Below are 15,519 nucleotides of genomic sequence, written 5' to 3' on the forward strand. Positions count from 1 at the left end.
CCATGAAATCGCATGCAAAGGTCGTGGTCATCGGCGGTGGCGTCGTCGGATGTTCGGTGCTGTTCCATCTCGCCCGTCATGGCTGGACCGACGTCGTGCTGCTGGAGCGCGACGAGCTGACCTCGGGCTCGACCTGGCACGCGGCCGGCGGCATGCACACGATCAATGGCGATCCCAACGTCGCCAAGCTGCAGAAATACACCATCAACCTCTACAAGGAGATCGAGGAGCTGTCGGGCCAGGCAACCGGCGTCCACCTGACCGGCGGCGTGCTTCTGGCGGCCACCGAGGCGCGGCTCGACTGGCTGCGCGGGGTGGTCGCCAAGGGCCGTTATCTCGGCATCGAGCTGGAGGAAATCTCCCCGAAAGAGGCGGCCGAACTGATGCCGCTGCTCGATCCCAAGCAGTTCGTCGGCGCCGTCCGCAACAAGGAGGACGGCCACCTCGATCCCTCCGGTGTCACCCACGCCTATGCCAAGGCGGCACGAAAACTCGGCGCCGAGGTGGAGCGCTTCACCAAGGTCGAGGATATCGTGCGCCGTCCCGACGGGCTGTGGCGCGTCATCACCAACAAGGGCGAGGTGGTGGCCGAGCATGTCGTCAATGCCGGCGGCCTGTGGGCGCGCGAGGTCGGCCGCATGGTTGGGCTCGAACTGCCAGTACTGGCGATGGAGCACATGTACCTGATCACCGAGGACATGCCGGAGGTTGCCGCCTGGAACCAGAAAACCGGCACCGAAATCATCCATGCGGTCGATTTCGACGGCGAACTCTATCTGCGCCAGGAACGCGGCGGCATGCTGATGGGCACCTATGAGAAAGCCAACAGACCATGGTCAGAATACCAGACGCCGTGGAATTTCGGCCATGAATTGCTGGCGCCGGATATCGACCGCATCGCGCCGTCGCTCGAGGTCGGTTTCCGGCATTTCCCGGCTTTCCAGAACACCGGCATCAAGCAGATCATCAATGGGCCCTTCACTTTCGCGCCCGACGGCAACCCGCTGGTCGGGCCGGTGCGCGGCCTGCCGGGCTTCTGGGTCGCCTGCGGCGTCATGGCCGGCTTCAGCCAGGGCGGTGGCGTTGGTCTGGCGCTATCCAACTGGATGATCGAGGGCGATCCCGGCGCCGATATCTGGGCGATGGATGTTGCGCGCTACGGCGACTGGGCGACGATGGCCTACACCAACGCCAAGGTGCGCGAAAACTATTCCCGGCGTTTTTCGATCCGCTTCCCCAACGAGGAACTGCCGGCCGGGCGGCCGCTAAAGACGACGCCCGTCTATGACCTGTTGTCGGCCAAGGGTGCGCAGTGGGGCGTCGCCTACGGGCTGGAAGTGCCGCTCTGGTACGCGCCGGAAGGCGTCAAGGACGAGTTCTCATGGCGGCGCTCGAGCGACTTCAGCCATGTCGCCGCCGAAGTCGCGACGGTTCGCGCAGGCGTCGGCTTGTCGGAGATATCGAGCTTCGCCAAATACAAGGTGACGGGCGAGGGGGCCGCGGCCTGGCTCGACCGGATGCTCGCCTGCAAGCTGCCGAAGCCCGGCCGGATGACGCTCGCCCCGATGCTGAAGGACGACGGCAGGCTGATCGGCGATTTCACGCTGGCCAATCTCAGCCCCCAAGGTCGGGAAGAAGCGGGCTGGTTCCTGGCCGGCTCCGGCATTGCCGAGCAATATCACATGCGCTGGTTCGAGCAGCATCTGCCCGACGATGGCTCGGTCCATATCGAAGCGCTGGGACAAAAGCTTACCGGCCTGTCGATTGCCGGCCCCAAGGCCAGGGACGTGCTGGCGAAAGCCACGCGCTCCGACATCTCGAACGCGGCATTTCCCTTCATGGCCGTCGGCAAGATGGATGTCGGCATGGCGCCGTGCCTGGTCGGCCGCGTCAGCTACACCGGCGATCTCGGCTACGAGATCTGGGTGGCGCCGGAATATCAGCGTGCCGCCTATCAGGCGCTGATGGCGGCGGGGGCGGAATTCGGCATCGGTCTGTTCGGCTCGCGCGCGCTCAACGCGCTGCGGCTGGAGAAGAACTACGGCTCATGGGGGCGCGAATACCGGCCGATCTATGGGCCGCTGGAAGCCGGCATCGATCGTTTCGTCGCCTACGGCAAGGACGCAGATTTCATCGGCAAGGCGGCGGCTCTGGCCGAGCGCAAACAGGGCGGCAAGTTGCGGCTGCGCGCCTTCATCGTCGATGCCGACGATGCCGATGTCATCGGCGACGAACCGATCTGGTTCGGTGGCGCGGTGCGCGGCTGGGTGACGTCGGGCGGCTATGCCCATCATTCGAAGAAGTCGGTCGCTGTCGGCTATGTGCCGAAGGAGATCGCAGAGGAGAGCGACGGCTTCGAAATCGAGTTGCTCGGCAAACGGCATGCGGCGCGAATCCAGGCGGCGCCGCTGTTCGATGCGAATTTCGAACGGATGCGGGGGTGAACCACCCCCGCATGGGGTTCACGCGCTACGGCGGTTGTCCAGCGCGAAGGCGCCGGCGCCGGCAAAGACCAGATAGAGGAAGATGAAGCAGAACGAGATCGCCGAATCGCCGCTGTTGTTGACGGGGAAGAAGTCGCGCGGCATGTGAGCCATGAAATAGGCGATCGCCATTTCGCCGGCCAGAAGGAATGCGACCGGGCGGGTGAAAAGGCCCAGCGCCAGCAGAATGCCACCGACGAATTCGAGGATGCCGGCTGCTAGCGGCAGTCCGCTCAACGCGCTGGCTACGTGGTCGCTGGCGGGGAAATTGAACAGTTTCTGCGTGCCGTGCTCGATGAACTGCAGCGCGGTCATGATGCGCAGAACGCCAAGCGCCTGCGGCTGGTATCTGGCAAGGCCATCGAAAAGCTTCATCCAAAACTCCGTTTGGCTTCTCGGACCGGCCATAGGTTATTGCCCGGCAGTGGACCATTCACATCTCATGGCCAGCCATCAACAATTGGTGATTGGAAATGTTCCCCGCCTTTCATATTGTTCTCGTAAAGGTTGCATTTTTGCCTGTTTGGTTGTATTGGTTGTAGGCGTCGATTTGGATGCTCTTCACATGTGGGTCCCCTTGCCATGAAAAAAGTCGCCATCAGCCTGTTCGCAATCCTTGTGAGTACCAGTTTAGCCATGGCCGAGGACGCCGGCTGCGAGGCCTTCAGATGGCCGGTGACGCGCGAACAGGCGCTGTTTGCAACGGCACCCTCAACGCCGTCCGGAGCGATACTGGCAGTAGGGGCGGCCGCGGATCTGGCGCTGGTGCCGGCCGAGAAGGCCGGCTTTGCGGTGCCGCCCGAACGCGCACCTGCGGAAGGCACATTCGGCGCTGTCGCCAGTGTGGCGGTGCCGCCGGAGGGGACCATCCAGATCAGCCTGTCGGGCGAGGCCTGGGTCGATGTTATCCAGGACGGCAAAGCCGTGAAATCGTCCGGCTATAGCGGCGTCAAGACGTGTCCCGGCATCCGCAAAAGCGTGCGCTTCAAGCTCGCGGCCGGCCAAGCCACCGTCCAGTTCAGCGGTGCCAAGAAAGAGACCCTCAAGGTCGCGGTGCTGGCACCGGAATAAGTCGACGCCAGCAAGCGTGATATCAGCGGTTGACGCGGGCGCTTATCGCACCGGCGCCATCAAAGCGAAGTGCGCGCCTTGCGGATCCTGGCATTGCACGACCCAGCTGCCTCCGGGGACCTCCATCGGTCCCATCAGGATCTTGCCGCCATTGTCGGTGACGCGTTTTGCGGCCGCGTCGATGCCGGTGACGTTAAAATAGAACTGCCAGACCGGCACCGGAATCTGCTCGGGCTTGTTCATGATGCCACCGCCGGATTCGGGGCCGGCGGTAAAGGTCTGGTAAGTGCCCATCGGCCCCATGTCGAATTCGCCGGCATTGGCCCAGCCGAACTGGCTGGAATAGAAGTCAAACGCGGCCTTCCAGTCGCTCGTATAAAGCTCATGCCAGCCGATATGGCCCGGCGTGCTGGCCGGCACGACGGGCTGGTCGGGGCCGTTCGGCTGCAGGAGCATGAAGGTCGCGCCTTGCGGATCGGCCACGACGGCAAAGCGGCCGACGCCTGGAATGTCGTCGGGCTGGCGGTGAACGGCGCCCCCCGCCTTTTCCAGCGACGCTGTTGCCGCGTCGACATCCCTGGCGTGGATGTAGCCCAGCCAGGCGGGCGGCATGCCCATCTTGGCGGCATCCTGAGGCATCGTCATCAGGCCGCCGACGCCACGCTCGCCGGCATTCATGACGACATAGCGCGGCATGCCTGGAGCCTTATCGAAGGGCTCGGCCTTCCAGCCCACCACGGCGGGGTAGAAAGCCTCGGCGGCGTCGAGGTCTGATGTCATCAGTTCGTACCAGAAGAAGGGCATCGGGGATTGTGGCATGGTCGGTCTCCTCACCTTTGTGCGCCGATCGTCGTTCGATCCATCCTAGGACGATCTTGACGACGGAAATCCGACATCTGGGCTGGAAATCGGGAACGGCAAGGCGCACCCTCTTGGCAATCTTGCGTGTCTTGCGATTTTCGCCTTTGCTTGGCCTCGAGGAGGAGGTCGTCGTTCCATGCGGCAGATGTCACTTACAGCCGAGCTTGTCGCACTGTGCCATCGCGACGAGGCCGATCCCGGGCCCAGCGGCGGCTGGACGCAACTGAGCGACGAGGATTTCCGGGTCCTTTCCGCGCGGCTCGCCGATGAAGCAGATGCGGGGCCGCTATGGGTGTTCGCCTATGGCTCGCTGATCTGGAAGCCGGCTTTCGAGTCCGTCGAACGCCAGCGTGCCACCGCCCATGGCTGGCACCGCTCGTTCTGCATCGACATGGTTCGCTGGCGCGGCAGCGTCGCGCAGCCTGGGCTGATGATGGCCCTCGAACGCGGCGGGCGGTGCGATGGTGTGATCTACCGTTTGCCGGAAGGGGAGAAGACTGCTCAGATCGAAAGGCTGTTGCGGCGCGAGATCGACGATCATGAGAGCGTCGCTTCGGTCAGGTGGGTCTCGGTGCGTACGGCGCAAGGGCATCTTCGGGCGCTGGGTTTCTGGGTCGGGGTGACGGGCAGGGGCACTTCGCTCGGGCAGCCGCTGGACCGGGTGGCGCGGGTGCTGGCGCGGGCCTGTGGCCATGTCGGATCGGGCGCCGAATATCTCTACAACACCGTCAGCCACCTCGAGGAATTCGGCATTCGCGACCGCAATCTGTGGCGCCTGCAGCAATTGGTCGCCGACGAAATCAGGTCTATCCATGGCAATGGCAGGGGTGGCGGCCTTATCCCAGTGTCACCGTCATCATAACATGAATACCACTATCATGTTTTCTTCCAGTCTTTTCAACGGTTTGTGCCAAAAATTGACCAATTGATAAAAAAATAAAACGTGCTAGCCTTCCCCAAAACGAAAACATGGGGAACTGAGAATGCCAGAAGGCCAGTTCAAAGAGGGTATTGTCGGCGGCCGGCTTCTGCCCGACCAATACGCGGATAATTTTTCCGACCTGCATCCCCCGCTCGATCATCACGAGGCGCTGGTCGAATCCGACCGCTGCTATTTCTGCTACGACGCGCCGTGCATGAACGCATGCCCGACCTCGATCGACATTCCGCTGTTCATCCGCCAGATCTCGACCGGTAACCCGATCGGCTCGGCCAAGACCATCTTCGACCAGAACATTTTGGGCGGCATGTGCGCCCGCGTCTGCCCCACCGAGACGCTGTGCGAGGAGGTTTGCGTGCGCGAGGTTGCGGAAGGCAAGCCGGTCCAGATCGGTCGTCTGCAGCGCTACGCCACCGATGTCGCGATGAGCGAGAGCAGGCAATTTTATCCGCGCGCCGAGCCGACAGGAAAAACCGTAGCCGTCGTCGGCGCCGGCCCGGCTGGTCTTGCCGCGGCGCACCGGCTCGCCCGCCATGGCCATGACGTGACCATCCTGGAGGCGCGCCCGAAGGCGGGCGGCCTCAACGAATATGGCATCGCCGCATATAAGAGCGTCGACAACTTTGCCCAGGCCGAGGTCGACTATGTCACCGCGATCGGCGGCATCGACATCCAGAATGGCAAGGCGCTCGGCCGCGATTACCAGCTCTCCGACCTGATCCGCAATTACGACGCCGTTTTCCTTGGCATGGGGCTTGGCGGTGTCAACGCGCTGCGCGCCGATGGCGAGGATGCCGCCGGCGTCACCAACGCGGTCGAATTCATTGCCGAACTGCGCCAGGCCAGCGACCTCTCCGGATTGCCGGTCGGCCGCCGCGTCGTCGTCATCGGCGGCGGCATGACGGCGATCGACGCCGCCGTGCAGTCGAAGCTGCTTGGCGCCGAGGAGGTGACGATCTGCTACCGGCGCGGCCAGGAGCATATGAACGCCTCCGAATTCGAACAGGACCTGGCCGCCGCCAATGGCGTCACCATCCGTCACTGGCTGCAGCCGAAGCGGGTGATTGCCGAAGGCGGCAAGGTCAGTGCCATCGAACTCGAATACACGGCACTCGACGGCGACCGGCTTGCCGGCACCGGCGAGACGCTGACGCTGGTTGCCGACCAGGTGTTCAAGGCCATCGGCCAGAGTTTCGTGCCGGCTGCACTCAACGGCAGCGGGGCGTCGATCGATCTCGAAGCCGGCCGTATCAAGGTCGACGCGGAAGGGCGCACATCGCTGGCCAAGGTCTGGGCCGGCGGCGACTGCATTTTTGGTGGCGACGACCTGACCGTTTCGGCTGTGGCGCAAGGCCGCGACGCGGCGGAAAGCATCCACAGGAGCCTGACCCAGGGATAAGGACCATGGCCACGGTGGAACCGGGCATTGCCCGTCACTACGAGATTTCAGGCCTGGAGGAGCGGATTCTTGCCGCGCTTGCCGACACCGGCGTGGAAATTGACCATCTGAGCGCTGACGATCTCGCAGCGGTCGACGAATTCCACATTGGCGGCGTGGCCGCCACCAGGGAACTCATCGACCAGATGGGGCTGAAGCCTGGAGCCCGGCTTCTCGACATCGGTTCAGGCATCGGCGGCCCGGCCCGTTTTGCCGCGAACAATGCCGGCGCCGATGTCACCGGCATCGACCTGACCCAAAGCTATGTCGATATCGCGACCAGCCTGTCGAAACGGGTGGGAATGGCCGGCAAGACGCGCTTCGTGCAAGGCAGCGCGCTGGACATGCCGTTCGCCAAGGCCAGCTTCGATGCGGCAATGATCCTGCATGTCGGCATGAACCTTCCCGACAAGGCCAAGCTGATGAGCGAGGCCGCCCGCGTGCTGAAGCCCGGCGGTGTCTTTGCCGTCTATGACGTGATGCGGCTCAAGGATGGAGCACTGACCTATCCGCTGCCATGGGCCTCCGACGCGACCATGTCGTTCGTCGCCACGCCTGCTGATTATCGAGCCGCCGCCACCGTCTGCGGCTTTTCAGTAATCGCCGAGCGCCCGCGCGGCGCTTTCGCCATCGAATTCTTCGCCACCATGCGTGCCCGCATGGCCGCCGCGCAGGCCGAGGGCAAAAAGCCGCCGCCCGGCGTCGGCCTGATCATGGGCGAGGATGCCCGCACCAAGATCGCCAATCTCACCGCCGCGCTTGAAGGCGGCATTCTTGCACCCGTGGAAATGCTCCTTCGTCTCGGTTGAAAGGGACCTGTCATGGCTGACATCAGAAATAATTTCGTCGGCATCAAATCGCCCAATCCGTTCTGGCTGGCCTCGGCGCCGCCGACCGACAAGGCCTACAACGTCATCCGCGCTTTCAAGGCGGGTTGGGGCGGTGTCGTCTGGAAGACGCTGGGCGAAGAGGGGCCGCCGGTGGTCAACGTCAACGGCCCGCGCTACGGCGCGATCTGGGGCGCCGACCGGCGCCTGCTCGGCCTCAACAACATCGAACTGATCACCGACCGCGATTTGCAGACCAATCTGCGCGAGATGAAGCAGGTCAAGATGGATTGGCCCGACCGTGCGCTGATCGCCTCCATCATGGTGCCCTGCGTCGAGGAGAGCTGGAAATCGATCCTGCCGCTGGTCGAGGAGACCGGCGCCGACGGCATCGAGCTCAATTTCGGTTGTCCGCACGGCATGTCGGAACGCGGCATGGGCGCGGCCGTCGGCCAGGTGCCGGAATATATCGAAATGGTGGTGCGCTGGTGCAAGCAATATACGCGCATGCCCGTCATCACCAAGCTGACGCCCAACATCGCCGATATCCGCAAGCCGGCGCGGGCAGCGCATGCCGGCGGCACTGACGCGGTGTCGCTGATCAACACCATCAATTCGATCACCGGCGTCGACCTCGACAGTTTCGCGCCGATGCCGACCATCGATGGCAAGGGTTCGCATGGCGGCTATTGCGGCCCGGCGGTGAAGCCGATCGCCATGAACATGGTGGCCGAGATCGCCCGCGATCCCGAAACCCGCGGCCTGCCGATCTCCGGCATTGGCGGCATCACCACGTGGCGGGACGCCGCCGAATTCATGGCGCTAGGCGCCGGCAATGTGCAGGTCTGCACGGCGGCGATGACCTACGGCTTCAAGATCGTGCAGGAGATGATCGCCGGCCTCGAAAACTGGATGGACGAGAAGGGCCACCGCTCGCTCGACGACATTATCGGCCGCGCCACGCCCAACGTCACCGACTGGCAGTATCTCAACCTCAACTATGTCGCCAAGGCGCATATCGACCAGGATGCCTGCATCAAATGCGGCCGCTGCCACATCGCCTGCGAGGACACCTCGCACCAGGCGATCACCAGCATGGTCAACGGCGTCAGGCATTTCGAGGTGATCGAGGCCGAATGCGTCGGCTGCAATCTGTGCGTCAATGTCTGCCCGGTGGACAATTGCATCACCATGGAGCCGCTTGCGGCCGGCGCGTTGGACCAGCGCACCGGCAGACCTGTGTCGCCGGTCTATGCCAACTGGACCACGCACCCGAACAACCCGATGGCCAAGGTGGCGGCGGAGTAGGGCAACCTTTCAAAAGCGGCGTCTCCGGGCGTCGCCTTTTCATTTTCTTATTGCAGATAAATTTTATCCAGGATATGATGTATCTACGAATTGGAGACTAGCATTATGAAGCTGGGCGAGGGCGTTGAGGCGGCCATCCACTGCGCGGCGACACTGGCGAGCGTCGACGGCAACAGTACCATGCCGGGCGCGGCGCTGGCGGAATCCTTCGGCCTGTCGCCGAGCTATTTGCTGAAGCACCTCAACATGCTGACGGCGTCCGGCATTCTGGAATCGGTGCCGGGTCCCGCCGGCGGCTACCGGCTGGCGCGGGCTGCCGAACGCATCACGCTGCTCGACATCGTGCTGGCCATCGAAGGGCGCGAGCCGGCTTTTCGCTGCGGCGAGATCCGCCGCAACGGTCCGGTCAAGATCGATGCCTCCGCCTATGTGAAACCTTGCGGCATCAATGCCGCGATGCTCAAGGCGGAGCGCGCCTACCGGGCAGCGCTCGCCGAGGTGAAGTTGTCCGACATCGTGGCGGATTACGCTGCGGAAGGCGACCCCAGATCGTTTGCCGCGAGCTGCGCCTTTGTCGAGCGCCATCAACGGCGGCAGAAACCCAGTTCAACCAACCAAGCCTAAATTAACCTCCCCAAGGATGTGAAAGGAAAGACGATGAAACAGAGGCTGCAGTTCTTCGCCAAGGCGCCCGAGATCATGAAGGCCGTGTCGGCACTCAACAAGGCGGTCGACGAATGTGGACTGGAGGTGAGCCTGCTGCACCTGGTCAAGCTCAGGGCCTCGCAGATCAATGGCTGTTCCTTCTGCGTGGAGATGCACAGCCGCGAAGCCAGGCGCGACGGCGAGACCGAGCAGCGGCTCTATCTCGTCGCCGCCTGGAAGGAATCGCCGCTGTTCTCCGAGCGCGAACGCGCCGGACTGGCCTGGACCGAGGCGGTGACGCTGGTCGCCAACAACGGCGTGCCGGACGAACTCTATGCGCGCACGCTGGAGCATTTCTCGGAAGAAGAGTTGGTCAAGCTCTCCGTCGCGATCGGCATGATCAACACATGGAACCGACTTTGCATTCCGTTCCACGCCATCCATCCGATGCCGGCCGCCAAGGCGGCCTGACAGTCCGGACATCTGTTGGGGCGCAGCCGGGGAAAGGCGGCGCCCCTACTGTTTCAAAGGGGGAGTTCAATGCCTGTCGATTTGCCTTCGACCTTGCTGTTTCTCGGTCGCCTGCTGCTCGGCGGTGCCTTTGTCTTCGCCGGCCTGCGCAACATCCAGAACGCGGATTTCCTGACCAGGTTGGTGGCCGCGCGTGGCGTGCCCCAGGCCCGGCTGGCGTTGTGGGCTGGCATTGTCGCGCAGATCATCGCGGGAGTGCTGGTGATGGTCGGCCTCTGGACCGCGATTGCCTGCGTGGTGCTGGTGCTGTTCCTGATCGTGGCGACGCCGATGTTCCACAATTTCTGGGATCATCAGGTCCGGAGCGTGCATCCCGCATCAATGGCTTCGTCGGCAATGTCGCACTGAGCGGAGGTTTTTGTCGCTGATCGCGCAGTCGCTTTAACTCTTCAACGTTTTACGCCGCGAACCGTAGGCCGCCGTCGCAGGTCAGCACCTGGCCGGTCATGAAGCCGTTGGAGACGAGGAAGGCTATCGCCGAGGCGACGTCCTCGGCGCGGCCGATGCGGCCGACCGGCGTTTTCCCCGCATAGTCGGCAAAGACCGCCTGCCGCTGCTCTGCGGGCAAAAAGTCCCACCATGGCGTGTCGATGACACCCGGCGCCACGACGTTGACGCGCAGCGGCTTCAGCTCGATGGCCAGGATCGGCGCCACGGTCAGGAGCATGCCATTGATGGCGCCGATGCCGGCGACGCCCGGCGTGGCGAGCTGGGCCGATACCGCCGAGATGAAGGTGACCGACCCTGATTTGTTCAGCGTCGGCAAGGCGGCCTGCAGGCAGGAGAGTTGAGGCCGCACTTTCTCGTCGACGCCCCCGGCGATATCGGTGAGGTCGAGGGTTTCGAACGGACCGAGGCCCTTGCCGCCGCTCGCCGCCAGAACGAGGTGGTCGAACGAGCCGAGGCGCTCGAAAAATTGGCGGACTTCATCCGGTTCCGAAGCGTCGAAGGCCGCCTTGTCGGCCGCTCCGCCAAGGCTTTTCCAGGCGCTGATGAGCCTGTCCTGGTTGCGCCCGGTGATCGTGACCTTCATGCCCGGGCCGAGCAGTTTGCGCGCCGTCGCCAGGCCGATGCCGGATGAGCCGCCGATGATCACCGTGTGTTCGATGTTGCTGGTCATGAATGCTGTTCCTTCGTTTCAGGGAAAGCCAGCCCGACGAGGTCGAGGCTCAGGCTTCGCAATTGTTGTCTTGCCTTGGCATCGTAAGCCTGGGCGTCGGCGCGGGATTCGCGCAGGCCGTCGAAATAGAGGCCGCTGCGCCCTTCCAGCGCGGGCGAGGTGGCGAGATTCAAGATAGCCTCGGCGCCGGTCTCGACCGAACTCCATGGCGTGACGCCCGCCTGGCGGACCATGGTGGTGTTCATGTAGCTCGCCGGATGCAGCGCGTTGACGGTGACGCCGCTGCCTTCCAACTGCCCCGCCAGATCGACGGTGAACAGGATCTGCGCCAGCTTGCTCTGGCAATAGGCGCGCACGCCGCTGTAGCCGCGGGTCAGCATGACGTCGTCGAAATCGATCGCCTGCTGGCCGGCGGACGCGACGTTGACGATGCGTGCCGGCGCGCTCGCCTTCAGCAGCGGCAGAAGCTCCGAAGTCAGCAGGAAGCCGGCGAGATAATTGACGGCAAAGCGCAACTCGTGGCCATCGGCGCTTGTCTGTCGTTTGTCGCCAGCGGTGCCGACGCCGGCGTTGTTGATGAGGATGTCGAGGCGGCTCGTGCTGGCGCGAACGGCTTCGGCGAGGCGTCGTACCTCCGCCAGCGAAGCGAGATCGGCCGCGAAAAATTCGGCCTTGCCGCCGGCCGCTTCGATGGCGGCGATAGTGGCGTCGCCGCGTGTGGAATCGCGGCCATGCACCAGCACCCGTGCGCCGGCGGCACCCAGCCTTTGCGCCAGCACGCGGCCGACGCCGTCGGTCGAGCCGGTGATGAGGATGGTCTTGTCTTTCAATTCCATGTTCAGAGCCTCCTGTTGTTGCTCTGAACGCAAGATGGGGCGCTTCGCCCATGTCAAACAGTTCAAACTTTATCCTGGTATCAATACTGCTATAATAGCCGGTATGAACGCTCCCGTTGCCTCCACCCGATCAGCCGACGAGAGCCGCCGGCGCGAACTCGGCGCCTTCCTGCGGTCGCGCCGGGAAAGGCTGGCGCCATCGGCCACCGGCATCGCGACAGGTCCGCGACGGCGCACGCCGGGTCTGCGGCGGGAGGAAGTGGCGATGATCGCCGGTGTCGGCACCACTTGGTACACCTGGCTCGAGCAGGGCAGGGACGTGCGGCCCTCGGTGGAAGTGCTGGCGGCGCTCTGCGAGGCTTTGCGCCTCGACGCTGTCGAGAAGCGGCATCTGTTCATCCTGGCCGGCCGCCAGCAGCCGGAGCGTCGTGTGGCGGCGCCTGAAAAGGTCGACGCTACGCTGTTGCACATGCTGCAAAGCCTGGTGCTGCAGCCCGCCTATGTCGTCGGCCGCCGTTGGGACGTTCTTGCCTGGAACGACGCGGCCGTGGCGGTGTTCGGCGACTATGGCTTGCTCGAGGGCGATAGCAGAAACATCGTCCACATGGTGTTCACCAACCCGCACCATCGCCGCCTGCTGGTCGACTGGGAAGAACTTGCCCGCGTGGTGCTTGCGTCGTTTCGTGCCGAAAGCGCCAAATATGTCGGCGATCCGGATTTCGAACGGCTGATCGCGCTGATGATGAGTTCAAGTCCCGAGTTCAGTGACTGGTGGCCCCGGCGCGACGTGGCGCGCAGGCTGACTGGCGTGAAGCATGTCCGGCATCCCACAGTGGGCCTGATGGCCTTCGAGCATATGAGCCTGTCGATCGACGACGGCTCCGATATGCGGCTGATCGTCTACACGCCGCTCGCCGAGCAGAACTCGATCTCCAAACTTCAAAGATTGCTGGAGGCGATGCCGGCCGAACGGCGCAGCGCGTGAAGTTATCTGCCGGCGCGCTCTCAACTTCGTCATCCACGGGCGGAGCGGAAGCGAAGCGGACGCGCAGACCCGAGGATCCATGCCGTTACCTTGACAGTATAGTGCAGCGGAGCAGAATTCTGGACCGTAGCGGCGCTCATGTGTCGCGGCATGGATTCTAGGGTCTGCGCCGCGTCGCTTCGCTCCTTGCTTCGCCCTAGAATGACGAAGCCAATGTGCGCTTCGGCCAATCTAGACATGATTTCGCCTGTTACCCTTTCGGCTTCAGCCCATCGAGGAACAATTGCTCCAGGAAGCGGGCAGCGTCCTCGAAGCGGCCGTCGCCGCCACGGTTTGGCCCCAGCACGGCGCGGACCTGGACATCGAAATCGGCGTAATGCTGCGTCGTCGCCCAGATCGAGAAGATCAGATGCCAGGGATCGGTCCGGGCGATCTTGCCGGCGCGCATCCAGCCCTTGATGACGGCGGCTTTCTCGTCGACCAGCGTCTTCAACTCGCCCGCCAGCAGCGGCATGATGCGCGGCGCGCCTTGCAGGATCTCGTTGGCGAACAGGCGGCTCTCGCGCGGAAAGTCGCGCGCCATTTCCAGCTTGCGCCTGATGTAACTCCTGAGTTCAGTCATCGGATCGCCGATGTCGTCGAGTTCCCGCAGCGGCGCCAGCCAGGTTTCGAGCAGCCGTTCCATCAATGTCTCGTGAATGTCTTCCTTGCGGCGGAAATAGTAGAGCAGGTTCGGCTTCGACATGCCGGCGGCTTCGGCGATCTGGTCGATGGTCGAACCGCGGAAGCCGTTGGTGGAAAACACTTCGAGCGCGGCCTCCAGGATCAGTTCGCGCTTTTCCTGCTGGATGCGGGTGCGGCGAGGGGCTTGCGTGCTCGCGGTCACCGTTGCGGACCCTCGTATTGCCAAATCTCGCATTCAAGGTCATCTGGACCAATTCTCTGGACCAGTTTTTCCCCAGGCTGTGGAACGCACTTCAGGAGCCGCATTTCCGCTAGTAATCCATTGACCGCCGACATGGCGGTGCTAAACGTTTGTCCAATCGGTCAAAATTTGCGTAGCATGAAAGCGCGGCAAAGACCAAGCGTTGGACGCAGCGAAACAGGTTACAAGGGGAAGTCTTGGTCATGTCCAACCGGCTGAAAGTCACGCCGAACGATCTCAGCGCATTCTGGATGCCGTTCACGGCAAACCGGCAGTTCAAGCAGGCGCCGCGCATGTTCGTGTCCGCCAAGGACATGCATTACACGACCAGCGATGGCCGCAAGGTATTGGACGGCACCGCCGGCCTGTGGTGCGTCAACGCCGGCCATTGCCGTCCCAAGATCACCGAGGCGATCCAGCACCAGGCCGCCGAGCTGGATTACGCACCCGCCTTCCAGATGGGCCATCCGATCGTGTTCGAGCTCGCGAACCGCCTGGTCGACCTCGCGCCCAAGGGCATGGACCATGTCTTCTTCACCAATTCCGGTTCGGAATCGGTGGAAACGGCGCTGAAGATGGCGATCGCCTATCATCGCGTGAAGGGCGAGGGGTCGCGCACCCGCCTTATCGGCCGCGAGCGCGGTTATCACGGCGTCAATTTCGGCGGCATCTCGGTCGGCGGCATCGTCACCAACCGCAAGATGTTCGGCACGTTGCTGGGCGGCGTCGACCACATGCCGCACACGCATCTGCCGGAGAAGAACGCCTTCTCCAAAGGCGTGCCGGAGTATGGCGCGGAGCTCGCCAACGAGCTTGAGCGTATCGTCGCCCTGCATGACGCCTCGACCATCGCCGCCGTCATCGTCGAGCCGGTCGCGGGTTCCACGGGCGTCATTCTGCCGCCGAAGGGCTATCTCGAGAAGCTGCGCGAAATCTGCACCAAGCACGGCATCCTGTTGATCTTCGACGAGGTCATCACCGGTTTCGGCCGTCTCGGTGCGCCGTTCGCGGCCGACTATTTCGGCGTCACGCCCGACATCATGACCACCGCGAAGGGCGTCTCCAACGGCGTCATCCCGATGGGCGCGGTGTTCGTGAAGAAGGAAATCCACGACGCCTTCATGACCGGCCCCGAGCACATGATCGAGTTCTTCCACGGCTACACCTATTCGGGCAACCCGATCGCCTGTGCGGCTGCACTCGGCACGCTCGACACCTACAAGGAAGAGGGCCTGCTGACGCGCGGCGACGAACTGGCGCCTTACTGGGAAGATGCACTGCATTCGCTGAAGGGCGAACCGCATGTCATCGACATCAGGAACATCGGCCTGATCGGTGCGATCGAACTGGCGCCGATCGCCGGCAGTCCGACAAAGCGGGCCTTCTCGGCGTTCGTCAAGGCGTTCGAGCGCGGCGCGCTGATCCGCACCACCGGCGACATCATCGCACTGTCGCCGCCGCTGATCATCACCAAGGGCCAGATCAACGAACTGATCGACCATGTGCGTGAAGTGCTTAGGATGATCGATTGAAGAACTGGGCGCCGATA

At 63.4% G+C, this 15,519-nt stretch carries 15 protein-coding genes and 1 pseudogene; 11 read left to right on the top strand and 5 right to left on the bottom strand.

Going from position 1 to position 15,519, the window contains the following annotated elements; all coding sequences use genetic code 11:
- The first annotated feature begins 2 nt into the window (after positions 1–2).
- Positions 3–2,444: an FAD-dependent oxidoreductase gene (locus FJW04_RS12870; protein WP_140714515.1), complete on the top strand. Its 2,442-nt coding sequence runs from the start codon at positions 3–5 to the stop codon at positions 2,442–2,444.
- An 18-nt stretch (positions 2,445–2,462) separates the two neighbouring features.
- Here the strand turns inward: FJW04_RS12870 and FJW04_RS12875 are convergent, their stop codons facing one another.
- Positions 2,463–2,858, bottom strand: a complete 396-nt coding sequence (locus FJW04_RS12875) for a DoxX family protein (protein ID WP_140615534.1) — start codon at positions 2,856–2,858, stop codon at positions 2,463–2,465.
- Positions 2,859–3,065: 207 nt separating this feature from the next.
- On the opposite strand from FJW04_RS12875, the gene FJW04_RS12880 reads away from it, so the two are divergent.
- On the top strand, positions 3,066–3,554 hold the full coding sequence (locus tag FJW04_RS12880) for a hypothetical protein (protein WP_140714517.1): 489 nt from the start codon (positions 3,066–3,068) through the stop codon (positions 3,552–3,554).
- 42 nt (positions 3,555–3,596) lie between these two features.
- Here the strand turns inward: FJW04_RS12880 and FJW04_RS12885 are convergent, their stop codons facing one another.
- A complete protein-coding gene (locus FJW04_RS12885) occupies positions 3,597–4,373 on the bottom strand; it encodes a VOC family protein (protein ID WP_015317143.1) in 777 nt (258 codons plus the stop codon).
- Positions 4,374–4,551: 178 nt separating this feature from the next.
- Between FJW04_RS12885 and FJW04_RS12890 the strand changes: the two genes are divergently transcribed.
- From FJW04_RS12890 to FJW04_RS12920, 7 genes and pseudogenes are all read left to right on the top strand, one after another.
- Positions 4,552–5,277, top strand: a complete 726-nt coding sequence (locus tag FJW04_RS12890; RefSeq protein ID WP_015317144.1) for a gamma-glutamylcyclotransferase — start codon at positions 4,552–4,554, stop codon at positions 5,275–5,277.
- Between the two features lie 121 nt (positions 5,278–5,398).
- Positions 5,399–6,754, top strand: a complete 1,356-nt coding sequence (locus tag FJW04_RS12895; RefSeq protein WP_015317145.1) for an NAD(P)-dependent oxidoreductase — start codon at positions 5,399–5,401, stop codon at positions 6,752–6,754.
- 5 nt (positions 6,755–6,759) lie between these two features.
- A complete protein-coding gene (locus FJW04_RS12900) occupies positions 6,760–7,602 on the top strand; it encodes a methyltransferase domain-containing protein (protein ID WP_140714519.1) in 843 nt (280 codons plus the stop codon).
- A gap of 12 nt (positions 7,603–7,614) precedes the next feature.
- A complete protein-coding gene (gene preA, locus FJW04_RS12905; protein WP_140615544.1) occupies positions 7,615–8,928 on the top strand; it encodes an NAD-dependent dihydropyrimidine dehydrogenase subunit PreA in 1,314 nt (437 codons plus the stop codon).
- Between the two features lie 105 nt (positions 8,929–9,033).
- The gene (locus FJW04_RS12910) at positions 9,034–9,552 is read left to right on the top strand and encodes an Rrf2 family transcriptional regulator (protein WP_015317148.1); all 519 of its coding nucleotides are present in this window, start codon (positions 9,034–9,036) and stop codon (positions 9,550–9,552) included.
- A 33-nt stretch (positions 9,553–9,585) separates the two neighbouring features.
- A complete protein-coding gene (locus FJW04_RS12915) occupies positions 9,586–10,044 on the top strand; it encodes a carboxymuconolactone decarboxylase family protein (protein WP_140714521.1) in 459 nt (152 codons plus the stop codon).
- Positions 10,045–10,113: 69 nt separating this feature from the next.
- Positions 10,114–10,489 (top strand): annotated as a pseudogene (locus FJW04_RS12920) (DoxX family protein).
- Positions 10,490–10,501: 12 nt separating this feature from the next.
- Here FJW04_RS12920 and FJW04_RS12925 read toward each other — a convergent pair.
- Together FJW04_RS12925 and FJW04_RS12930 are read right to left on the bottom strand one after the other, a co-directional pair.
- Positions 10,502–11,224: an SDR family oxidoreductase gene (locus tag FJW04_RS12925; RefSeq protein WP_140714523.1), complete on the bottom strand. Its 723-nt coding sequence runs from the start codon at positions 11,222–11,224 to the stop codon at positions 10,502–10,504.
- Positions 11,221–12,060, bottom strand: a complete 840-nt coding sequence (locus tag FJW04_RS12930) for an SDR family NAD(P)-dependent oxidoreductase (RefSeq protein WP_140714525.1) — start codon at positions 12,058–12,060, stop codon at positions 11,221–11,223. The genes FJW04_RS12925 and FJW04_RS12930 overlap by 4 nt, the downstream gene beginning before the upstream one ends.
- Before the next feature lie 103 nt (positions 12,061–12,163).
- Between FJW04_RS12930 and FJW04_RS12935 the strand changes: the two genes are divergently transcribed.
- Complete coding sequence (locus FJW04_RS12935) at positions 12,164–13,045, top strand: helix-turn-helix transcriptional regulator (RefSeq protein ID WP_140714527.1); 882 nt, start codon at positions 12,164–12,166, stop codon at positions 13,043–13,045.
- Positions 13,046–13,295: 250 nt separating this feature from the next.
- Here FJW04_RS12935 and FJW04_RS12940 read toward each other — a convergent pair whose 3' ends face one another.
- Positions 13,296–13,931, bottom strand: coding sequence for a TetR family transcriptional regulator C-terminal domain-containing protein (locus tag FJW04_RS12940; RefSeq protein ID WP_140615558.1), 636 nt, complete (start codon positions 13,929–13,931; stop codon positions 13,296–13,298).
- 242 nt (positions 13,932–14,173) lie between these two features.
- Between FJW04_RS12940 and FJW04_RS12945 the strand changes: the two genes are divergently transcribed.
- Positions 14,174–15,502 carry an aspartate aminotransferase family protein gene (locus FJW04_RS12945; protein WP_015317155.1) on the top strand — a complete coding sequence of 443 codons (1,329 nt, stop codon included), beginning with the start codon at positions 14,174–14,176 and terminating at the stop codon, positions 15,500–15,502.
- The last annotated feature ends 17 nt before the right edge of the window (positions 15,503–15,519 follow it).

It is taken from the genome of Mesorhizobium sp. B2-7-3 (assembly GCF_006440715.1).
GTDB classification, from domain to species: domain Bacteria; phylum Pseudomonadota; class Alphaproteobacteria; order Rhizobiales; family Rhizobiaceae; genus Mesorhizobium; species Mesorhizobium australicum.